General features: G+C 67.4%; 19 protein-coding genes and 1 tRNA gene. 6 read left to right on the forward strand and 14 right to left on the reverse strand.

The features are described from left to right. Nucleotides 1–25 precede the first annotated feature (25 nt). A complete protein-coding gene (locus tag EHF44_RS09355; protein WP_253700010.1) occupies nucleotides 26–1,333 on the forward strand; it encodes an O-antigen ligase family protein in 1,308 nt (435 codons plus the stop codon). Nucleotides 1,334–1,343: 10 nt separating this feature from the next. On the opposite strand, the gene EHF44_RS09360 is transcribed toward EHF44_RS09355, so the two are convergent. From EHF44_RS09360 to EHF44_RS09375, 4 genes are all read right to left on the reverse strand, one after another. After that, nucleotides 1,344–2,825, reverse strand: a complete 1,482-nt coding sequence (locus EHF44_RS09360; RefSeq protein ID WP_124683493.1) for a TolC family outer membrane protein — start codon at nucleotides 2,823–2,825, stop codon at nucleotides 1,344–1,346. 180 nt (nucleotides 2,826–3,005) lie between these two features. Continuing rightward, on the reverse strand, nucleotides 3,006–3,329 hold the full coding sequence (locus EHF44_RS09365) for a rhodanese-like domain-containing protein (protein WP_124683494.1): 324 nt from the start codon (nucleotides 3,327–3,329) through the stop codon (nucleotides 3,006–3,008). 13 nt (nucleotides 3,330–3,342) lie between these two features. Beyond that, on the reverse strand, nucleotides 3,343–3,996 hold the full coding sequence (locus EHF44_RS09370; protein ID WP_124683495.1) for a protein-L-isoaspartate O-methyltransferase family protein: 654 nt from the start codon (nucleotides 3,994–3,996) through the stop codon (nucleotides 3,343–3,345). Nucleotides 3,997–4,231: 235 nt separating this feature from the next. Then, complete coding sequence (locus EHF44_RS09375) at nucleotides 4,232–5,014, reverse strand: TetR/AcrR family transcriptional regulator (protein WP_124683496.1); 783 nt, start codon at nucleotides 5,012–5,014, stop codon at nucleotides 4,232–4,234. A 226-nt stretch (nucleotides 5,015–5,240) separates the two neighbouring features. On the opposite strand from EHF44_RS09375, the gene EHF44_RS09380 reads away from it, so the two are divergent. The 3 genes from EHF44_RS09380 to EHF44_RS09390 all read left to right on the forward strand — a co-directional run bounded on the left by EHF44_RS09380 (nucleotide 5,241) and on the right by EHF44_RS09390 (nucleotide 7,082). Next, on the forward strand, nucleotides 5,241–5,528 hold the full coding sequence (locus EHF44_RS09380; RefSeq protein WP_124683497.1) for a YkgJ family cysteine cluster protein: 288 nt from the start codon (nucleotides 5,241–5,243) through the stop codon (nucleotides 5,526–5,528). 27 nt (nucleotides 5,529–5,555) lie between these two features. Beyond that, nucleotides 5,556–6,122, forward strand: a complete 567-nt coding sequence (locus tag EHF44_RS09385; RefSeq protein ID WP_124683498.1) for a DUF1439 domain-containing protein — start codon at nucleotides 5,556–5,558, stop codon at nucleotides 6,120–6,122. Nucleotides 6,123–6,200: 78 nt separating this feature from the next. After that, nucleotides 6,201–7,082 (forward strand): undecaprenyl-diphosphate phosphatase, encoded by an 882-nt coding sequence (locus EHF44_RS09390; protein ID WP_124683499.1) that lies wholly within the window; start codon nucleotides 6,201–6,203, stop codon nucleotides 7,080–7,082. A 53-nt stretch (nucleotides 7,083–7,135) separates the two neighbouring features. On the opposite strand, the gene trmB is transcribed toward EHF44_RS09390, so the two are convergent. From trmB to EHF44_RS09410, 4 genes are all read right to left on the reverse strand, one after another. Then, nucleotides 7,136–7,924 (reverse strand): tRNA (guanosine(46)-N7)-methyltransferase TrmB, encoded by a 789-nt coding sequence (gene trmB / locus EHF44_RS09395; protein ID WP_124683500.1) that lies wholly within the window; start codon nucleotides 7,922–7,924, stop codon nucleotides 7,136–7,138. A 74-nt stretch (nucleotides 7,925–7,998) separates the two neighbouring features. Continuing rightward, nucleotides 7,999–8,073: transfer RNA gene (locus EHF44_RS09400), tRNA-Gly, on the reverse strand. An 82-nt stretch (nucleotides 8,074–8,155) separates the two neighbouring features. Beyond that, nucleotides 8,156–8,515 (reverse strand): hypothetical protein, encoded by a 360-nt coding sequence (locus EHF44_RS09405; protein ID WP_124683501.1) that lies wholly within the window; start codon nucleotides 8,513–8,515, stop codon nucleotides 8,156–8,158. A gap of 101 nt (nucleotides 8,516–8,616) precedes the next feature. Continuing rightward, complete coding sequence (locus EHF44_RS09410; protein ID WP_124683502.1) at nucleotides 8,617–9,510, reverse strand: aldose epimerase; 894 nt, start codon at nucleotides 9,508–9,510, stop codon at nucleotides 8,617–8,619. Between the two features lie 257 nt (nucleotides 9,511–9,767). Here EHF44_RS09410 and EHF44_RS09415 point away from each other — a divergent pair, with 257 nt between their 5' ends. Beyond that, the gene (locus EHF44_RS09415; protein ID WP_124683503.1) at nucleotides 9,768–10,424 is read left to right on the forward strand and encodes a glutathione S-transferase family protein; all 657 of its coding nucleotides are present in this window, start codon (nucleotides 9,768–9,770) and stop codon (nucleotides 10,422–10,424) included. 33 nt (nucleotides 10,425–10,457) lie between these two features. Here the strand turns inward: EHF44_RS09415 and EHF44_RS09420 are convergent, their stop codons facing one another. Both EHF44_RS09420 and ubiD read right to left on the reverse strand, forming a co-directional pair. Further along, nucleotides 10,458–12,458: an acetoacetate--CoA ligase gene (locus tag EHF44_RS09420; protein WP_124683504.1), complete on the reverse strand. Its 2,001-nt coding sequence runs from the start codon at nucleotides 12,456–12,458 to the stop codon at nucleotides 10,458–10,460. Nucleotides 12,459–12,545: 87 nt separating this feature from the next. Beyond that, complete coding sequence (ubiD, locus tag EHF44_RS09425) at nucleotides 12,546–14,063, reverse strand: 4-hydroxy-3-polyprenylbenzoate decarboxylase (protein ID WP_124683505.1); 1,518 nt, start codon at nucleotides 14,061–14,063, stop codon at nucleotides 12,546–12,548. 645 nt (nucleotides 14,064–14,708) lie between these two features. Between ubiD and EHF44_RS09430 the strand changes: the two genes are divergently transcribed. Beyond that, entirely contained in the window at nucleotides 14,709–15,806 is a 1,098-nt protein-coding gene (locus EHF44_RS09430; protein ID WP_124683506.1) for a lytic transglycosylase domain-containing protein, read from the forward strand. A gap of 135 nt (nucleotides 15,807–15,941) precedes the next feature. Here EHF44_RS09430 and EHF44_RS09435 read toward each other — a convergent pair whose 3' ends face one another. From EHF44_RS09435 to ribBA, 4 genes are all read right to left on the reverse strand, one after another. Continuing rightward, complete coding sequence (locus EHF44_RS09435; protein ID WP_124683507.1) at nucleotides 15,942–17,123, reverse strand: pyridoxal phosphate-dependent aminotransferase; 1,182 nt, start codon at nucleotides 17,121–17,123, stop codon at nucleotides 15,942–15,944. Nucleotides 17,124–17,294: 171 nt separating this feature from the next. Beyond that, a complete protein-coding gene (gene nusB, locus EHF44_RS09440; RefSeq protein WP_124685053.1) occupies nucleotides 17,295–17,810 on the reverse strand; it encodes a transcription antitermination factor NusB in 516 nt (171 codons plus the stop codon). Next, nucleotides 17,803–18,312 carry a 6,7-dimethyl-8-ribityllumazine synthase gene (ribH, locus tag EHF44_RS09445; RefSeq protein WP_124685052.1) on the reverse strand — a complete coding sequence of 170 codons (510 nt, stop codon included), beginning with the start codon at nucleotides 18,310–18,312 and terminating at the stop codon, nucleotides 17,803–17,805. The genes nusB and ribH overlap by 8 nt, the downstream gene beginning before the upstream one ends. Nucleotides 18,313–18,416: 104 nt before the next feature. Beyond that, nucleotides 18,417–19,532 (reverse strand): bifunctional 3,4-dihydroxy-2-butanone-4-phosphate synthase/GTP cyclohydrolase II, encoded by a 1,116-nt coding sequence (ribBA, locus tag EHF44_RS09450; protein WP_124683508.1) that lies wholly within the window; start codon nucleotides 19,530–19,532, stop codon nucleotides 18,417–18,419. Nucleotides 19,533–19,582 lie beyond the last annotated feature (50 nt).

The raw sequence follows: 19,582 nt of genomic DNA on the forward strand, positions 1-19,582 counted from the left end.
TGACAGGCATTCGAAACCTCTAGCTATGATGAACTTCAGCAAACACGGGATCTCGACGCTCGCAGATGTTCTGGTCTTTGCGTTTCCCATCCTCGTTCTGTGCGTGCCGCGCGGCGCGGGCGTTTTCCTGGCCGGCGTCGGCCTGTTGATCCTGCTGGGCTGGCGTGGTATGGGGCGGGCATGGCGCGAACATGCCGATTTCCTGGTGCCGCTGGCGGTGTCGGTCGGGCTGTTCCTGGCGGTCTTCGTGTTCTCGAAGTTCTACCACGACACGCCCTGGAATGTGATCGATAATCCATCTCGTGCGTTGCTGGCAATCCTCGCGTGCTGGGTGATGGTGCGCACGGCGTCGGATCCGACCCATCTCTGGCGCGGCATCACGGTGGCGCTGGCCGGCGCGCTGATGATCGTGATCTATCAGAAGTTCGTGATGGGCATCCCGCGCCCCGGTGCTTGGGTCCAGGCCATTGCCTTTGCCAACATGGTCGCGGCGCTGTCGCTGGTCGGTTTTGCCCGGCCGGGTACCAGCCGGTTCGCCCATGCCGAAGCCTGGCTCAACGTCATCCTCGGCACGATGATCCTGATGCTCAATGGCACGCGCGGGGCGGTGGTGGCGATGCTCGTGGCCGTGGTGCCGATGCTGATGGTGCGCTACCGCCGTCTCAGTTTCCGGATGTTTGTCGTGGCGCTGGCCGGCGCCGCCCTGCTGGGCACCGCCGCCTATTTCGTGCCGGACAGCCCGGTCTCGGCCCGGGTCGACGACGCGGTGAGAGAGGTGCAGCAGTACCAGCACGGCCAGATCGAGACGTCGGTAGGCGTGCGGCTGAAGATCTGGCACCTGGGCATGCAGTATTTCGCCGAGCATCCCTGGACCGGGATTGGTGTCGGCCAGTTCGCCCGCATTCTCCACGCCTCAACGTTCTGCCAGCAGAACGAGTCGACGGCCTGCGTGCTCGAACATGCGCACAACGATTTCGTGGAAGCCGCATCGACCACCGGCATCCCCGGTCTGATCGTCTTCCTTGGCCTGTTCATCGTCCCCGCCGTCCTCTTCGCGCGCGTGATGCGTGCGTGCCGCGCCAACGTTTGCCCGAAGGGGGTGAGCCTGGGCGGCGGTGGGCTGGGCGTGGTGCTGTCGGCGTTGATCTGCGGATTGACGCAGGTGACCCTGGCACATCAGGCCAATGTCGTTTTCTATGCGGGATTGACTGGCATGCTGCTGGGACTGGCGGCGCGGGAAGCGCGCCTGGCGCAGCGCCATCAGGCCACGCCGGCGGCCAGCGCCAGCGTATCGCCCAACGCGATCCGGATGGCCGCGGTCGGCGCCGTCTGAATCGGTCCGCTCAGGAGCGCGGCGCCGGGACCGGCGCCAGGCTCTCGCGCCGGCCGCCCGCGCGGCGTGCCGGCGCGGACTGCGGCACCGCCCCCACCCGCGCCTTCTCCGGCAACCGGTACATCGCCCCCGGCAACTGCGTCAGCAGCGTATTGATCTGCACCACATCGGCCTCGGACAGCGTGCCGGTCGATGCCTTGAGCCGCATCCCGTTCATGATCGTGTCGTAGCGGGCCTTGGCCAGGTCGCGTCGGGTCGAGAACAGTTGCGCCTCGGCGTTCAGCACGTCGATATTGATCCGCACGCCCACCTCGTAGCCCAGCTGGTTCGACTCCACCGCGCTCTGCGCCGAGCGTTCGGCCGCTTCCAGGGCCTTGACCTGGGCCAGGCCGTTAAACACGCCCGAGTAGGTCTGCCGGGCCTGTTGGGCGGCCGTGCGGCGGGCGAATTCCAGGTCGCTGGCGGCCTTGTCGGCCAGGGCCAGCGTCTCGCGCACGCGGGACTGGGTGAAGCCGCCGGTGAAGATCGGGATATTGAGCTGCACGCCGACCACGCCGGAGTTGTAGCGGCTGCCGACGTTGCTGAGCTGCGTGGCCGTGCCCTGGGCGTTGGTGTAGCCGTAGGAGGCCACCAGATCCACGGACGGCAGGTGGCCCGCCTTGGCCTTGTTCGTCTCGCGCTGGGCGGTCTCCAGGTTGTAGTTGGCCAGGTTGACCTGCGGATTGCTCTGCTCGGCCTGCGCCGCCCACGCGTTGACGTCGGCCGGCAGCGGGCCGGGGATCTGCGCTTCGGGACGCAATCCCATCAGTTCGTCGACGGGCTTGCCGGTCACCTGCTGCAGCGTGGCGCGCGTGATCTCCAGCGCGTTCTGCGCGGCGATCTCGGTCGACGTGGCCAGGTCGTAACGAGCCTGGGCGTCGTTGGCGTCGGTGATCGTCGCCGTGCCTACCTCGAAATTGCGCTTGGCCTGCTCCAGTTGCTCGGCGATCGCCTTTTTCTGGGCGCCGGCCAGGTACAGGTTGTCCTGCGCGGCCAGTACGTCGAAATAGGCTTGTGAAGCGCGCGTGATCAGGTCGAGCTGGGCCTGCTGGAACGACACCTCGCCCGCCATCGCCGCCAGTTCGCCCTGCTTGTACGTCTCCCAGCGGTCCCAGCGGAACAGCGGCTGGGTAAGCTGCAGCGCCCACGTATTGGCGTTGAAATAGCGCGTGACTTCCACCGGCGAGCTGTAGTCGGCCATGGTCCGCTGCGCGCCAGCCGTGCCGGCTACCTGCGGCAGCAGGCCGGACAGGCCCTGCGGCAGCTTCTCGCGCGTGGCCAGCAACTGGGAGCGGGCGCTGGCGAACTGGGCGTCATTGGCTTGCGCGTCGCGGTACACCTGCAGCAGGTCGGCCGCGAGCGCGGACGGCACGTGCAGCCAGGTGAGCAGGGCAGCCGCGAGCACCAGGGGTTTCCTGGCCGCAACGGGCACGGCGGAAAGCGCAAAACTCATGACATCTCCAGCTCGGCCTGCGGTGCGCGCGGCCAACGTTCGGTTCAGTGCGACGGATAGGACAGCCAGGGCGGGGTACGGCGTGCTGCAAGAACTGCGGGTACGGCGGGTACGGCGGACAGGCGGGATGCGGCGCGGTGGCCCGGTGCCGCCCCGGAACGGGCCGGCACCGGGTCCGGATCAGTACTGCGGAACGGACGGATCGACCTGGGTCGACCACGCGTGGATGCCGCCGGTCAGGTTGTAGACCTTCGCGTAGCCCTGGCGCTCCAGAAAGCTGGCGACCTGCATGCTGCGCGCGCCGTGGTGGCAGATGCAGACGATCTCGGCGTCTTCGTCAAGATCATTCAGACGGGCCGGAATCTGGCCCATCGGGATATGCGTGATGCCGGGCATGGCGGCCGTGCGGATCTCCAGATCCTCGCGCACGTCCAGCAGCACCGGCTTGGCGCGGCTGGCATCGGCCAGCCACTGCGCCAGTTCGGGGGCGGTAATCACCTGCATGGCTGGCTCCGGTTCAGAACTTGAAGCGCGACGGCTGCGCGGCGCCTTGCAGCGGCTTGGCCAGCGTCTCGAACACGTTCACCACCTGGTACGCGGTCTCGGACACGCGCGTGATGATCCGCGCTTCCATGACCGGCGCCGTGCCGACGATGGCGGCGATACGGCCGCCCACCTTGACCTGCGACAGGATCGACTGCGGCAGCTCGGGCATCGAGCCGGAGATGCAGATCACGTCGTACGGCGCGGCCACGGCCCAGCCGTCGGCGGCGTTGCCTTCGGCCACTTCCACGTTGGTCACGCCGGCGTTGGCCAGGTTCTGGCGCGCCAGGGCCACCAGTTCGGGGCGGATGTCGACGGTCAGCACGTGGCGGGCGCGGTTGGCCAGCAGCGCGGCCATGTAGCCCGACCCGGCGCCGATTTCCAGCACGTTCTCGTGCTTGCGCACGTTCAGGTCCTGCAGGACGCGGGCTTCCACGCGCGGGGGCATCATGTTCTCGCCGCCCGGCAGCGGGATTTCCATGTCGACGAAAGCCAGTGCGGCGTACGCCTGCGGCACGAACGCTTCCCGCTTGACCACGGCCAGCAGGTCCAGGATTTCCTGGTCCAGCACGTCCCACGGGCGGATTTGCTGTTCGATCATGTTGAATCGGGCTTTTTCGAGATCCATCTTGCCTTTCCTTCCAGATGCTTGCGGGGTGGCGCGGCCGGCCGGTAAGCCTTGCCGTCAGCGCTGTTGTGTCGAGTGATGCCGGGTTTGCTGTGTCCCGGCCGGGCGCGCTGCCGCGGCTGGCCGGGATGTTACGCAAAAGCCCGCTATTTTACCCCTGCGGGCCCGGCTGGCATGTTTACAAACCGTTATCGTTGCGTGGCGGCACGCGGGGGCGGGGCGGGCGAGGGGGTATTCATGGCCGGGCGGGTTCGGTGTCGTCTTCGGCGGTGTCCTGCAATGCCGTAGCCGCCCGCTCGGCGTTCAGTTCGTCGCGTATCTTCTCCCAGATGAACGGGCCCTGCGGCGCCGGCAGCGGGGTATCGCGCGACGTGCCGGTTGTCAGGCCGAACAGCAGCACCTGCAGCAACTGGTCGACAAAGGCATCCGGGTCGATGGCCGGCACGTTCAACTGGCTGAACGCGCTGCGCCACAACATCAGGAACACCAGCGGGGCGCAGAGCAGCGTCGTGGTCGGATTGGCCGGCACTTCGCGGAACTCGCCCCGCGCCACGCCGCGCGCCAGCACGCGGGCGAACAGTTCGTCGCCCGGGCCCATGACCTCGTCCTGGTAGAACTGGGCAATGTCGGGGAAATTGCCCGATTCGGCGATGATCAGCTTGGTCAGCCCGGCCACCGGCGTGGCGCCGATCAGGCCCCACCATCCCAGCAGCAACTCGCGCAGCAGTTCGGGCGTGGAGCCCTGGAAGGTGTCGACCACCTCGGTGCCCTTGGCCAGCGCCAGCACCATGTTTTCGCGCACCACGGTCTTGAACAGCTCTTCCTTGTTGGCGAAGTACAGGTAGACGGTGCCCTTGGACACCCCGGCCGCGGCCGCCACGTCTTCGAGCCGCGTCGCGGCATAGCCGCGCTCGACGAACAGGGTCAGCGCGGCGGCCACCAGTTCCTGCGGGCGCGCGGCCTTGCGGCGGCTCCATCGGCGGGTGTCGGCGTCTTTCTTGGGCAGGGCAGGGGTCACGGGACAGGCGGCGCACGGGTTGCCGCGGCATTAAATAACTTGTCGGTCAGTAATGTAGGGGGCCGATCCGGGCGCGTCAAGCGGCGTGCGACGAACGGTGAAAGTGCGGTATCGCACGCATGTTGCCCTTTGTTGCAGGTCGGCCGCGCCCGCTCAGGCACAATGACGCCTCGGCCGCGCGACTGCGCTGCCGCTATTGTCGGCATCCGCCACTGAAACCTTCACCATGTCCTGCCAGTCTGAACCCACCTGCCGCGATGGCTGTGGCGCGTGTTGCATCGCCCCGTCCATCACGTCGCCCCTGCCGGGCATGCCCGATGGCAAGCCGGCCGGGCAGCGGTGCGTCCAGCTGATGCCGGACATGCGCTGCGCGGTTTTTGGCCGTCCCGAGCGCCCCGCGTTCTGCGGCGGCCTGCGGCCGTCGGCCGAGATGTGTGGCGATTCGCGGGAAGCGGCCCTGGTGTGGCTGACCCGGCTGGAGCAGGCGACGGCGCCCGGTGCGCTGGCCGCCTGACGTCCCGCCCCAGATGGAGAAGCATGCATGATCGCAATGACGCGCCGGCGCTGGCTGGCCGCAACGGGCTTGGCCGCGCTGGCCGGCGCGGGATGGCTGGCCGGCTGCAGCGTCTTCCGCAGCGAGTACACGTTCTCGCAGAGCCAGTTGCAGGATGCGCTGGCGCGGAAGTTTCCGTTCAACAAGCGCTATATGGAAGTGTTCGACATCCAGTTGGCCAATCCGCAACTGGTGCTCGATAGCCCCCGCAACCGGGTGCTGGTGAGCTTCGACGCGACCATCGACAACCGGCTGTTCTTCCGCCAGCCGCTGACCGGCCGCTTTGCGCTGGACAGCGCGCTGCGCTACGACCCGCCCACGCACTCGCTGGTCCTGCAGGACCCCGAGGTCAAGCAGTTCGACGTGCAGGGGCTGCCGGGCCAGTTCTCGCGGCAGCTCAATGCGCTGGGCGGGTTGTTGTCCGAGCAGCTGCTGCAGGGATACCCGCTCTATACGTTCAAGCCGGAGCAACTGCGGCTGGCCGGCACGAGCGTGGAGCCCGGTACAATCACGGTCCTGCCCGACGGTATCAACGTCAAGATCAATCGGCCGTAAATCCAGATCAACAATATTGCGGTGCCCGGCATCGCGGGCGGGTCAGACCGCCTTTCGCACGTACTTTTTCGAGTCCATATGGATATTGCACTTGCCCTCAAGGCCGTCATTCTCGGCATCGTCGAAGGACTGACCGAGTTTCTTCCCATTTCCAGCACCGGGCACCTGATCCTCGCCGGGCAACTGCTCGATTTCAACGACGAGAAGGGCAAGATCTTCGAGATCGTGATCCAGTTCGGCGCCATCCTGGCGGTCTGCTGGGAATTCCGTCGCCGCATTGGCGCGGCGCTGGGTGGCCTGGCGTCCGACCCGAAGCAGCAACGGTTTGCCATCAACGTGATCGTGGCCACGCTGCCGGCCATCGTGCTGGCGTTCGTGTTCGGCAAATGGATCAAGGCACATCTGTTCAACCCGATCTCGGTGGCGATGGCGTTCATCGTCGGCGGCGTGGTGATCCTCTGGGCCGAATGGCGCGAGGCGCGGCGGGGCATGGTGTCGCATCCGCAGGGCAACGCGCTGCTGGAAGCGGCCAAGGCCGGCGCGCCGCGCATCGAATCGATCGACGACCTGACGTGGCGCGATGCGCTCAAGGTGGGCGCCGCCCAGTGCTTCGCGCTGGTGCCCGGCACGTCGCGGTCGGGCGCGACCATCATCGGCGGGATGCTGTTCGGCCTGTCACGGCAAGTGGCGACCGAGTTTTCGTTCTTCCTGGCCATCCCCGTGATCTTCGGCGCCACGGTGTACGAACTCTACAAGGCGCGCGCCGTGCTGTCGGCCGACGATCTTGGCGTTTTTGCGATCGGCTTCGTGTTCGCGTTCCTGTCCGCGTTCCTGTGCGTGCGCTGGCTGCTGCGATTCGTCGCCACGCACGATTTCAAGCCGTTTGCGTGGTACCGGATTGCTTTCGGGATTATCGTGCTGCTGACGGCGTGGACCGGGCTGGTGTCGTGGCACGCTTGAGGCGCGCCGAAACGCACCACCCATGAAAAAGGGGCCGATCCGGCCCCTTTTTTTTACGCCTTGCGGAACACGACGTCCCAGACCCCGTGGCCCAGCCGCAAGCCACGCTTCTCGAACTTCGTCACCGGACGGTACTCCGGCCGTTCGGCAAAGCCACCCGGCGCCTGCGACGTATTCACCAGCGTGGGTTCGCCCGACAGCACCTCGACCATCTGGTGCGCGTACTCCTCCCAGTCCGTGGCGCAATGGAAGTAGCCGCCCGGCTTGAGTCGGCTGGCCAGCAGCTTGACCAGCGGCGGCTGCACCAGCCGGCGCTTGTTGTGGCGCTTCTTGTGCCACGGGTCGGGGAAAAAGATATGCACGCCGTCCAGTGACTGCTCAGTCAGCATGTGCGCAATCACCTCGACGGCATCGTGGTTCATGATGCGCACGTTCTGTAGGTCCCGCTCGCCGATCAGCTTCAGCAGCGCCCCGACGCCCGGCTCATGTACCTCGCAGCCAAGGAAGTTGTCGTCCGGACGCAGGCCGGCGATATGCGCGGTCGTCTCACCCATCCCAAAGCCAATTTCAAGGATCGACGGCGCCTGGCGGCCGAAGGTGGCCGTCCAGTCCAGCGGTTCGGGGCGGTAGGGCACGATGAACTGCGGGCCCAGGTCGTCGATGGCGCGCTGTTGTCCGGTCGACGTCCGGCCGGCCCGCCGCACGAACGACCGGATGCGGCGCGGGTGCGCGACCCCTTCGCCGGGCTGGGTGGGAGCGCTGGAAGCGTCTGCGGGAGTTCCGCTGGCGCCGTCGGCATCGTCGCCGGGCAGCGTGTCGGTATGCGTGTCTTGGGGAAGCATGGCAACAAAAAACCGCCGGGCAGTCTACCGGTCATCCTTCGACCGGGTGCCAGGGCGGCTTGTCAGGTGAGAACTGGAGCGGGCGATGGGAATCGAACCCACGTCTTTAGCTTGGGAAGCTAAGGTAATGGCCATTATACGACGCCCGCTATGGCTTACTGGGGGCGGATTGTAGCATGGTTGCCCAGGGGCCTCATGCCAGTTGCGGCAAAGTCGCCGGCACCCATGCCGTCAAGGGACGGACCGCGCGATATAGAACGTCGCCGCGGTCAGCAGCGCGCCGAAGCCCGAAACGAAGGTCACCAGCCGCCAGGTCTGCATGTTGATGGCGCGGTAGACGTCGGTCTGGCACTGCAGTACGTCCGCCTTGGTCGCGGTAAAGATCACGCGCTCTTCGATCCGTTCGACCCGGTTCTCGACGCTGCGCAGCCGATCGTCCATGACTTCGAGGTTGGCGTCGATCCGGACGAGGCGCTTGTCCAGGGCGTCTAGCGCTCCAAAGACCGCGGTACTCGCGCCCGTCCGCCCACTAGTCGTACCGCCGTCCATCCACTTGCCTTCGCACCGCATGCGACCCTCCATACGCTTCATGCCAGCCACGATTGTGGCGCGGATTGGCCCGATGCGTTGTTAAATTAGGTGTCCGATCACATGCGGAATTGTGTCGGTACTGACTCGGCGCACTGGTGCCGCTATCCCACCATCACCCGGCAGCTCGCCGACTCCTCCGCCCCTGGCGCCACCCAACGCAGCCCCTTGCCATGGTGAATCGCATTTGGCAAACCCAGCCATGGCTCCACGCAGTAAAAATCAGAATCGTCTCGTTCCGTCCACGTGGTCACTGCGTACCATGGTGTCGAGCCTTCGATGTCGAGGTCCAGGTTGATGCGGCGGCCTGGGAGTTCGAGCCGTGTGGGTGCCGTCGCGTGCTGCAGCACGTGGAAGGTGTCCTGCAGGCGGGGGTCGTCCAGGGCGTAGCCGGGCTCGCCGCTTTCGGGCGGTGTCAGGCTGCCATCAGCTTGCTGGCGGACGCGCGTCGATGTCGGCAGCGCGAGGCGGCTCTGGCTGCGCGCCTGGTGGGGCAGGGCGAAGTAGAAGTGGTGGCCGGCGTAATAGGGGAGCGGGGTGCTGCCGGTGTTCCGGGTATGCAGCGTCACCGCCAGGCCGTCCGGTATGAGTCGGTAGGTGACCGTGAAGACGAATTTGAAGGGGTAGCCTGGCTGTGTGGCGTCGGACGCGTGTAGCGACAGGCTGACCGCTTCATCGGAGAGGGCCGATACGTCGAAGGGCAGGTCGCGGGCGAAGCCATGCTGGGGTAGGTCGTGGACGGCGCCGGCGCCGTCGCGCCATTTGCCGGCCTCGCCGTCGACAAAATGGCGGCCGATGAACGGGAACAGCAGCGGGTTGCCGCCGCGTACCTTGGCGACGCGCGACCAGTCGGCGTTGTCGGGCCAGTAGAGGATGTCCTCGTCGCGGCAGACCCAGCGGACCAGGCGTCCGCCGTGGGCCGGGGCCAGCAGCAGAAAGTTGTCGTCGTGGCCGACGCGGAGCAGGTCCTGGCCCTGGAAACGCTGTGTGATGGTCATCGTGGCCGCGCGCGCAAAGGGAAAGCTGGAGCGTAGCGCAATCCGGCAGCGCCCGGCGAGGTGGCATGCGGGTTGCGAACGCAGGACGACCGATGTCTGCGCCGCGCCAACCCAAGCGCAATGTGTGAACTTTGCGGCACTTCGGCAGCCGCCAGACCACCCGCCGCGCACAGCCACGGTGCACGCTGGCGAAACGGCGACGGGCCGCCGATACTGCAAGCGAACCATCGCGCCCAGGGCTGGGCGGAGGAGAGAGGATGGGCAAGACGACGCTGACGATCAGCAGCAAGACCTATTCATCGTGGTCGCTGCGGGGCTGGCTGCTGGCCAGGTTCGCGGGGCTGGAGTTCGAGGAGGTGCTGGTGACGCCGGACGATCCCGCGGTGCGTGCCGAGATTCTGCTGCTCTCGCCCTCGTTCCTGGTGCCGTGCCTGCGCCACGAGGGCGTGACGGTCTGGGACACGCTGGCCATCGGCGAATACCTCAACGAGATCCGGCCGGAAGCGCGGCTGCTGCCCGCCGATCTGGCCGCCCGCGCGCACTGCCGCGCCATCTGCGGCGAGATGCATTCGGGGTTTGCCGCCATGCGCGCCGCGTTGCCGATGAACCTGAAGGGGCATTTCCCCGGGCTCAAGGTGTGGTCGCGGGCGCAGGCCGATATCGACCGGATCTCGACGATCTGGACCGAATGCCTGGACCGCTACGGCGGGCCATACCTGTTTGGCGCGCAGCGCACGATGGCCGATGCGATGTACGCGCCAGTGGTCACCCGGTTTGTCACCTACGGCGTGAAGCTGGAGCCGCCGCTGGTGGCGTTCTGCAAGACGATCCTGGCCATGCCGGAGCTGCAGGACTGGATTCGCGGCGCGCGCGACGAACCCGGCGAGATCAGCGAACTGGACGTGGACCGCTGAGCCCCGAGCCGCCACCCGCGCCACCCACGCCCCTCATGCCACGCGCGGCTGCCGCGCCAGATAGTCGGCCGCGTAGGCGAAGTACCACGGCAGGCAGTCCGGATTGGCCATCGCGTCGGGATTGGCGATCTTGTCCGGCGCGTGGCCCAGCAGCAGCTTCTTGACCGGCACTTCCATCTTCTTGCCGGACAGTGTGCGCGGCACGCCGGGAACCTGGACGATCTCGTTCGGCACGTGGCGCGACGACAGCGCGGCCCGGATGCGCGCCCGCATCGTCTCGCGCAGCGTGTCGTCGAGAACGCGGCCCTCGCGCAGCACCACGAATAGCGGCATGTACGATTCGCGGCCCAGGTATTCCAGGTCCACCACCATGCTGTCGAGCACCTCGGGCAGTTCCTCCACCACGCGGTACAGCTCGCTGGTGCCCATGCGGATGCCGTGGCGGTTGATCGTGGCGTCGGACCGGCCGTAGATCACCGCGCCGCCGCGCGGCGTGATGCGGATCCAGTCGCCATGCCGCCACGCCTGCGGGTAGACGTCGAAATAGCTGTCGCGATAGCGTTTGCCGTCGACGTCGCCCCAGAGGAACAGCGGCATCGACGGCATCGGCTCGGTGCAGACCAGTTCGCCGACCTCGTCGATCAGTGCGTGGCCGTGGTCGTCGAACGCTTCCACCTTGGCGGCCAGGCAGCGGCACTGCATCTCGCCCGCGTAGACCGGCAGCATCGGGCAGCCGGCCACGAACGACCCGGCGAAGTCCGTGCCGCCCGACATCGGCGCCAGCCACACGTCGTCGCGGACGTGGCCGTAGATCCAGGCATAGGCGTCCTCGGACAGCGGCGAGCCCGTGGAGCCGATGCCGCGCAGCCGCGACACATCGGCAATCCGCGCCGGTTCCACGCCGGCCTTCATGCAGTTGGCGAAGAACGCCGCGCCGGCGCCGAACATCGTCACGCGGGCGTCGTCGACGAAGCGCCAGAGCACGCCCGCGTCGGGCCAGGCGGGGTTGCCGTCGTACAGCGCAATCGTCGTGCCGAGCAACAGGCCGGCCACCTGGGCGTTCCACATGATCCAGCCGCTGCTGCTGTACCAGTGGAACACGTCGTCGGGGCCGAGGTTGTTGTGGAACGCCATCAGCTTCAACTGCTCGATCACGATGCCGCCGTGGCCGTGGACGATCGGCTTCGGCATGCCCGTGGTGCCGGACGAGTAGACGATCCACAGCGGGTGGTCGAACGGCACAGGGTCCACCTGCAGCGGCACGTCGTGGGCGATGGCGTCGGCCCAGGCGTGGCGGCGCAGGCGCGGCGGCACGGCGACGTCGCTGCCGATGGACGGGACGATCACGATATCGGTCAGCGAGGGCAGGGCGGTCACCAGGTCGGCTATCACCGGCGCGCGGTCATAGTCCTTGCCGCCGTAGCGGTAGCCGTCCACGGCGATCAGCACCTTGGGCTCGATCTGCCGGAACCGGTCGATCACGGCCACCTGGCCCATGTCCGGCGCGCAGCCGGACCAGATCGCCCCGATGCTGGCGGTGGCCAGGAACGCGATGGTCGTGGCGGGGATGTTGGGCAGATAGCCGGCCACGCGGTCGCCGCGCGCCACACCCATCTGCCGCAGCGCATGCGCCAGCGAGGCGACCTGGCTTTCCAGCGCGGCCCAGCTGATGTCGGCCAGCGGCTGCGCCTCGCCGGCATGGCGGATGGCGGTGCGCTGGCGGTCTGCGCCCGCGCCGGTATGGCGGAACACCTGCTGCACGTAGTTCAGCGTGGCGCCTTCGAACCAGCGCGCGCCGGGCATGGTGCGCGCGGCCAGCACGGCGCGGGGCGGCGTGTCGAAGCGGACGTCGAAATAGTCGACGATGGCTTGCCAGAACGCCTCGATATCGGTCACCGACCACTGCCAGAGGCTGGCGTAGTCGGCAAAGTCCAGCGCGCGCTCGCGGCGCAGCCATGCCATGAAGGCGGCCAGCTGGCTGCCATGGGCGAACGCCGCGGACGGCGTCCACATCAGTGTCCCTGCCTGGGTCATGGGTCTCCTCCGCAGCCCGTCTGACGCGGGCCATGAGAGTGTTGGGCGGTCCGCAGATGATAGCGGACCGCCGCAGTGGCTGCCGGGCTACTTGCCGGCTTCGAACAGCGTGCCCCAGATGGCGTCGACGCGGGTCTTGACGGCCGGGTCCATCTGGATCGGCGTGCCCCATTCGCGGGTGGTCTCGCCGGGCCACTTGTCGGTGGCGTCGATGCCCATCTTCGAGCCCAGCCCGGACACCGGCGAGGCGAAGTCGAGATAGTCGATCGGCGTGTTGTCCACCATCACGGTGTCGCGGGTCGGGTCCACGCGCGTGGTGATGGCCCAGATCACCTCCTTCCAGTCGCGGGCGTCGATGTCGTCGTCCACCACGATGATGAACTTGGTGTACATGAACTGCCGCAGGAAGCTCCATACGCCGAACATCACCCGCTTGGCGTGGCCGGCGTACTGCTTCTTCATCCGCACCACGGCCATGCGATAGCTGCAGCCTTCGGGCGGCAGGTAGAAATCGGTGATTTCCGGGAATTGCTTCTGCAGCAGCGGGACGAACACCTCGTTGAGCGCCACGCCCAGCACGGCCGGCTCGTCGGGCGGCTTGCCGGTGTGGGTCGAGTGGTAGATCGGGTCGCGCCGCATCGTGATGCGGTCGATCGTGAAGACCGGGAACCAGTCCTGCTCGTTGTAGTAGCCGGTGTGGTCGCCGTAGGGACCTTCCAGCGCGTGCTGGTAGCCCGACGGATGGTTCGGATCGGGCTGGATATGGCCTTCGAGCACGAACTCGGCCGTTGCCGGCACCGACAGCTCGCCTAGCGTCGGCGTCAGGCAGCTTGCCAGCGCGGTGCGGCTGCCGCGCAGCAGGCCGGCGAACTGGTATTCGGACAGCGTGTCGGGCACGGGCGTCACGGCGCCGAGGATCGTCGCCGGGTCGGCGCCCAGCGCCACGGCGATCGGAAACGGCTGACCGGGGTTGGCCAGCGCGTGCTCGCGGAAATCGAGTGCGCCGCCCCGATGCGCCAGCCAGCGCATGATCACCTGGTTGCGGCTGATCACCTGCTGGCGATAGATGCCCAGGTTCTGGCGCTTCTTGTGCGGGCCCTTGGTCACGACCAGGCCCCAGGTGATGAGCGGGGCGGCGTCGCCGGGCCAGCAGGTCTGGATCGGCAGACGCGCCAGGTCGACGTCGTTGCCCTCCCAGACGATCTCCTGGCAAGCCGGGCTGCTGACGCGCTTGGGCGCCATGTCCCAGACTGACTTGACCAGCGTGAACAGCTTGCCGGCTTCCTTCAGGCCGCGCGGCGGCTCGGGCTCCTTGAGCGCGGACAGCACGCGGCCGATGTCGCGCAGGTCCTCCAGCGTGGACGCGCCCATGCCCAGTGCCACTCTTTGTGTCGTCCCGAACAGATTTGCCAGAACAGGTACTTTATAGATATCCCCATCGTCACGGCGCGGCGCCTCGAACAGGGCCGCCGGGCCGTTGGCGCGCAGCAGGCGGTCGCAGATCTCGGTCATCTCCAGGTTCGGCGATACCGGCGCGGTCACGCGGCGCAGGTCGCCCCGCTGTTCGAGCTGGCCGATGAAATCGCGTAAATCTTTGTATTGCATGGTGATTTTGGTTCGGGATGTGGCGCCGCGCCATGGCAGGACGGGCGGATGAGGTGTGTGTGACGATACACACGCGGCCTCAACGGCGCAAAAAAATCGTGTCGAAATGCGCCAGGAAATTGTAAGCAAGTTACGAGTTCGGGCCTTTGTCCAGACATTTGCGAGGCTAGGTCGGGCCTGCGATTCCGGGAAACTGACTTGTCGCGGGGTGCTGTAAAAGTCATTGTTACATATTGCTTGAAGTAGTAATTTTTCGAGTTCTTATGCTTGACGGGTTATAAAAGCGTTCCTACAATCCGGTCTGCTCTGTGGGGTGTTGCGTTGCAACATAGCCGGGCGCCTGCTGTCAAGAGGTGCCAGCGAAAAAAGCAGCGTCGACATGTCCCCATCGACCGCCAGCCAAGCGGCCCCTCCGAGGTGCCCGGCGCGCGGTCCCCCGGCGGGAGGCTGGGGTCGTATTGAGTGATTCGTGGCAGGGTGCGGCTCCCCAAGCTGTACCCTGTTTCTCGTTGGGCGCATGGGGAGCGCCCGCCAACAGATGCTTGGACACCCCTGCTAGGTGGCGCAGCATCCTTACTTGAATACGTTGAGATCGGGCACGCGCAGTTGTCGGGCGCGCGCAGCGGGCGACGGATGGAGGTAAGCATGAGCGGTTGGAAAACCCTTCATCTTCCCGGCATCGGGCGGGCATTGCAGGTCCGCTTCAGACAGCCGGTACCCGGTGTGAGCCGCGCACTGCAAGTGCGTCTGGCCCATCCGGTGGCAGGCCGCGCGTTGCTGCGCGGCGGCCGCACAACCTTGAAGTACACCCTGAACAGCCTCGGGGTGCTGTCGGTGGCCGCAGCGGTCACCCTCACCGTCAGCCAGCAATGGCGCACCTCGCTGGCCGGCGCGCTGGCGGGCAACGAAGCGCCTGCCGTGCTGGTGGACGCCGCCGTGGCCAACGCGCAGGCGGTCAGCACGATCAACGCCGTGGCAAGCACGCCCGTGCCGTCGATGTCTGCCGATGCGGCCGCCGCGCGCCTGCTGGCCACGACCCCGGTCAAGGCCAAGGGCCTGCCGACCGTGTCGGGCGTGGACGAGTGGAGCCAGACGCCGGCCGGCAAGGTACCGTCGGTGGCGCACCTGGCTGCCCAGATTCCGGTGCAGCGCGTGGCGCTGGACGCCCGCAACACGAGCGCCCTCGGGTCCGCCCGTGAGCAGGCGGCCGTGGCCGACTACATCGCCCGCAAGTATCGCGTGGCGACGCAGGCGACCGCGCAACTGGTCAAGGCGGCCTACATGACCGGCCGCGAGGTTGGCATCGATCCGCTGCTGATCCTGGGCGTGATCGCGATCGAGTCGAGCTTCAACCCGTACGCCGAAAGCGGTGTCGGTGCGCAGGGCCTGATGCAGGTGATGACCAAGGTCCACCAGGACAAGTACGAGGCGGTGGGCGGCGTGACCGCGGCCCTGAACCCGTACGCCAACATCAAGATCGGCGCGCTGGTGCTGAAGGACTGCATCGCCCGCGCCGGTACGATCGAAGGCGGCCTGAAGTACTACGTGGGCGCCACGACCAATACCGACGGCGGCTACGGCGCCAAGGTGCTGGCCGAGCGTGCGCGGCTGCGGGCCCTGCTGGGCCTCTCGAATGCCGACACGGCCACCGCCAAGGCGGCCGGCGACGACAAGACGCAGGCCGAGCACCACCAGAACGGCGAGAAGCTCGAGGCATCGGGCAACACGGCACAGGCGGCCTGATCCCCGCTCGGGCCCGCCACGGCTGGCCCGCCAGCGCGCCAGTGCGCAGGCAAAGGAAAGGCACCCCTCGGGGTGCCTTTTTTCATTTGGCGATGACGATGACGACGCCGGTGCCGCAGGGGCCGCCAACCCGTCTCATCGCAGGAAATGATGCATCCGGTCCATCGCTTCCTCGATATTGGCCATCGACGTCGCATACGAGATGCGGATGTAGTCGTTGGCCGTGTGCGGGCCGAAATCGGTGCCGGGCACCATGACCACGCCGGCGTCGTGCAGGATGGCCTGCGTCAGCTTGTCGGCGTTGCCGGCGGCGGGGTGGTTCACGTGGCGGCAGTCGGCGTAGACGTAGAACGCGCCGTCGGGCTTGACCGGCACGCGCAGGCCCAGGGCCTCCAGTGCGGGCAGGATGGCGTCGCGGCGGCGGTGGAACTCGGCCTTGCGCTCGTCGTAGATCGCCAGCGCCTCGGGCGAGAAGCAGGCCACGGCCGCGTGCTGGGCCACGGCCGACGCGCAGATAAACAGGTTCTGCGCCACTTTCTCGAAGGCCGGGACCAGCGCATCGGGCACGACCAGCCAGCCGAGCCGCCAGCCCGTCATGTTGAAGTACTTCGAGAAGCTGTTGACGGTCACCACGTTGTCGTCCAGCGACAGGGCCGAGACCGGCGGGGCGTCGTACGACAGGCCCTGGTAGATCTCGTCCAGGATCGCGAAGCCGCGGCGCTCTCGCACTTCCGCCAGAATTGCCTTCAGTTCGTCCGGCAGGATCGACGTGCCCGTGGGATTCGAGGGCGACGCCAGCAGCACGCCGCGCGTTTTTTCGCCCCAGTTGGCGGCCACTTGGGCGGCGGTGAGCTGGAAGCGTTCGGCGGGGCCGCTCGGGATCATTTTGGCGTGGCCGTCGAAGGCCGCCACGAAGTGCCGGTTGCACGGATAGCTTGGGTCGGGCATCAGCACCTCGGCGCCAATCTCGACCAGCACCGCGCACGCCAGCAGCAGCGCGCCCGACGCCCCGGCCGTCACGATCACGCGCCGCTCGGGAATGTCGATCCCGTACGCGGTCTTGTAGTAGCCGGCGATGGCCTCGCGCAGCGCGTGGATGCCCAGCGCGCCCGTGTACTGCGTGACGCCGCGCCGCATGGCCACTTCGGCCGCGTGGACGACCGGCGCCGCCGCCGTGAAATCGGGCTCGCCAATCCCCATGTGGATGATGTGCCGACCAGCCCGCTCCAGCTCGGCCGCCTGCTTGGCCAGTTCCATCACATGGAAGGCCTCGATGTTGGCAAGGCGGGAAGCGGTGGCAATGCGGGCGTAGTCCATGACTGAAGGGCGAAAGATCAGCGGTTCAAATGAAAACACCCGCCGGGGCGGGTGTCATGCCGGCCAACGGGCGTCAACAGGCATCATCGGATGCCATCGGCCGGAAGGCAACAACTATCGGGACGGCAACCTGGCGGCCGGGCGATGCCCGGACAGGCGCCAGGACGATGCTCAGCGCCGCGCCGCCACCTCGGCCGCGCGCACCTGGGCGGCAAGCTTGTCCAGCACGCCGTTCACGTACTTGTAGCCCTCGACGCCGCCAAAGGTCTTGGTCAGCTCCACGGCCTCGTTGATGACGACCTTGTACGGGATGTCCAGGCAATGCACGAGTTCGTAGCTGCCCACCAGCAGCGCGGCGCGCTCCACCGGCGACAGTTCGTCGACCGTACGGTCCAGGAACGGTTCGAACGCGGCGGTCAGGCGCGATTCCTCGCGCACGGCGCCGCCCAGCAGCGCATCGAAATGCTCGCGGTCGGCCTTGTTGAAGCCTTGCGCGTCATGCAGGTGGGCCTGAATCGCACCAATATCGTTGCGATTCAGCAGCCACTGGTACAGGCCCTGCAGGGCCAGTTCCCGGGACCGGCGGCGCGCGCTCTTGGGCGGGGCCTTCGGTTCGGTGCGGGGCTTCGCGCCGGCCGGCTTGGCGCCAACGTCGTTCGCGTCGCCGTTGTCGGGCGCATTACTCATCATCTTCCTCGTCGTCTTCGTCGTCGCCATCGTTCTCGCGCAGCGAATCCAGGGCCACCACCAGGTTGGCCATTTCCACGGCGGTCCGGGCGCAGTCGCGGCCTTTCTCGCGGGTGCGGGCATGGGCCTGCGCGTCGGTGTCGACAGTCAGGATGCCGTTGGCGATGGGCACGTTGAAATCCAGCCCCACGCGCGTGATGCCGGCGCCCGATTCGTTCGAGACCAGTTCGAAGTGGTAGGTCTCGCCGCGCACCACGGCGCCCAGCGCGATCAGCGCGTCGAACTGGCCGCTCTCGGCCATCTTCTGCAGGGCCAGCGGCACTTCCAGCGCGCCCGGCACGGTCACCAGCAGCGTGTCCTCGCCTTCGACGCCCAGCTTTTCCAGCTCGGCCGTGCAGGCTTCGCGCAGTTCGTCGCAGACGGGCTCGTTGAAGCGCGCCTGCACGATACCGATGCGCAGGCCTTCACCGTCGAGGTTGCTCTCGTAGAAGCCGTGATCCATTGTCATTTCTCCGTTGTTGGGGTCAGGCACCGGCGGGTTGGGGCCGATGCCGCGTCATGCCGTGTGATGCCGTATGGCGGGCGGGACAGAGGCCGCCCGGCCGATCAGTCGCAGGCCGGCTCGCCTTCCATGGGCTGGCAGCCGACGATTTCCAGGTCGTAGCCGGTCATGCTGGGCATCTTGCCCGGCGAGCCCAGCACCCGCATCTTGCCCACGCCCACATCGCGCAGGATCTGGGCGCCCACGCCGTAGGTGCGCAGGTCCGGCTTGCGGCGCGGACGTTCCTGCGGGGCGTCCAGCGCCGCGAATTGTTCGAACAACTGCTCGGGGGCGTCGCCGCAGTTCAGCAGCACCACCACGCCGCGCTCGGCGCCGTGCAGCACTTCCAGCGCGGCCGGCACGCTCCACGAATGGGTGGTGCGGCTGGCTTCGAGCAGGTCCAGCACCGACAGCGGCTCGTGCACGCGCACCAGCGTTTCCTGCTCGGGGTGCGGCTGGCCCTTCACGAAGGCCAGGTGCGCGCGGCCCGACGCCTTGTCGCGGTACATCACGCTGCGGAACTGGCCCCACGGCGTCTGCATGTCGCGCTCGCCCACGCGTTCGATGATGCTCTCGGTGCGGCTGCGGTAGTGGATCAGGTCGGCAATCGTGCCGATCTTCAGATCGTGCTCGCGCGCGAACTCGACCAGGTCGGGCAGGCGCGCCATCGTGCCGTCGTCCTTCATGATCTCGCAGATCACGGCCGCCGGGGTCAGGCCGGCCAGCGCGCCCAGGTCGCAGCCGGCCTCGGTGTGGCCGGCGCGGATCAGCACGCCGCCGGGCTGGGCAGTCAGCGGGAAGATGTGGCCGGGCTGCACCAGGTCCGACGCCCTGGCGTCGCGCGCCACCGCCGCCTGCACCGTACGGGCGCGGTCGGCGGCCGAGATGCCGGTGGTCACGCCTTCGGCGGCCTCGATCGACACCGTGAAGTTCGTGCCATGCACCGTGCCGTTGCGCGACACCATGGGATACAGCTCCAGCTGGCGGCAGCGTTCGGCGGTCAGCGTCAGGCAGATCAGGCCGCGGCCGTACTTGGCCATGAAGTTGATCGCCTCGGGCGTGACGAAATCGGCCGCCAGCACCAGGTCGCCCTCGTTCTCGCGGTCTTCCTCGTCGACGAGGATGACCATGCGGCCGGCGCGGATGTCGGCGATGATGTCTTCAGTACGGGCGATTGTCATGGCTTGGGGCGGCGTTCAGTGGCAGGCGGGGATGCGGAATGCGAGCAATC

The sequence above is a fragment of the Cupriavidus pauculus genome (assembly GCF_003854935.1).
Lineage (GTDB): Bacteria > Pseudomonadota > Gammaproteobacteria > Burkholderiales > Burkholderiaceae > Cupriavidus > Cupriavidus pauculus_C.

Bases quoted from the DNA above. Each gene is read 5' to 3' on its own strand.
- EHF44_RS09355 (WP_253700010.1), top strand. From the start codon at position 26: ATGATGAACTTCAGCAAACACGGGATCTCGACGCTCGCAGATGTTCTG.
- EHF44_RS09360 (WP_124683493.1), bottom strand. From the start codon at position 2,825: ATGAGTTTTGCGCTTTCCGCCGTGCCCGTTGCGGCCAGGAAACCCCTG.
- EHF44_RS09365 (WP_124683494.1), bottom strand. From the start codon at position 3,329: ATGCAGGTGATTACCGCCCCCGAACTGGCGCAGTGGCTGGCCGATGCC.
- EHF44_RS09370 (WP_124683495.1), bottom strand. From the start codon at position 3,996: ATGGATCTCGAAAAAGCCCGATTCAACATGATCGAACAGCAAATCCGC.
- EHF44_RS09380 (WP_124683497.1), top strand. From the start codon at position 5,241: ATGTCCTGCCAGTCTGAACCCACCTGCCGCGATGGCTGTGGCGCGTGT.
- EHF44_RS09385 (WP_124683498.1), top strand. From the start codon at position 5,556: ATGATCGCAATGACGCGCCGGCGCTGGCTGGCCGCAACGGGCTTGGCC.
- EHF44_RS09390 (WP_124683499.1), top strand. From the start codon at position 6,201: ATGGATATTGCACTTGCCCTCAAGGCCGTCATTCTCGGCATCGTCGAA.
- trmB (WP_124683500.1), bottom strand. From the start codon at position 7,924: ATGCTTCCCCAAGACACGCATACCGACACGCTGCCCGGCGACGATGCC.
- EHF44_RS09405 (WP_124683501.1), bottom strand. From the start codon at position 8,515: ATGAAGCGTATGGAGGGTCGCATGCGGTGCGAAGGCAAGTGGATGGAC.
- EHF44_RS09410 (WP_124683502.1), bottom strand. From the start codon at position 9,510: ATGACCATCACACAGCGTTTCCAGGGCCAGGACCTGCTCCGCGTCGGC.
- EHF44_RS09415 (WP_124683503.1), top strand. From the start codon at position 9,768: ATGGGCAAGACGACGCTGACGATCAGCAGCAAGACCTATTCATCGTGG.
- EHF44_RS09420 (WP_124683504.1), bottom strand. From the start codon at position 12,458: ATGACCCAGGCAGGGACACTGATGTGGACGCCGTCCGCGGCGTTCGCC.
- ubiD (WP_124683505.1), bottom strand. From the start codon at position 14,063: ATGCAATACAAAGATTTACGCGATTTCATCGGCCAGCTCGAACAGCGG.
- EHF44_RS09430 (WP_124683506.1), top strand. From the start codon at position 14,709: ATGAGCGGTTGGAAAACCCTTCATCTTCCCGGCATCGGGCGGGCATTG.
- EHF44_RS09435 (WP_124683507.1), bottom strand. From the start codon at position 17,123: ATGGACTACGCCCGCATTGCCACCGCTTCCCGCCTTGCCAACATCGAG.
- nusB (WP_124685053.1), bottom strand. From the start codon at position 17,810: ATGAGTAATGCGCCCGACAACGGCGACGCGAACGACGTTGGCGCCAAG.
- ribH (WP_124685052.1), bottom strand. From the start codon at position 18,312: ATGGATCACGGCTTCTACGAGAGCAACCTCGACGGTGAAGGCCTGCGC.
- ribBA (WP_124683508.1), bottom strand. From the start codon at position 19,532: ATGACAATCGCCCGTACTGAAGACATCATCGCCGACATCCGCGCCGGC.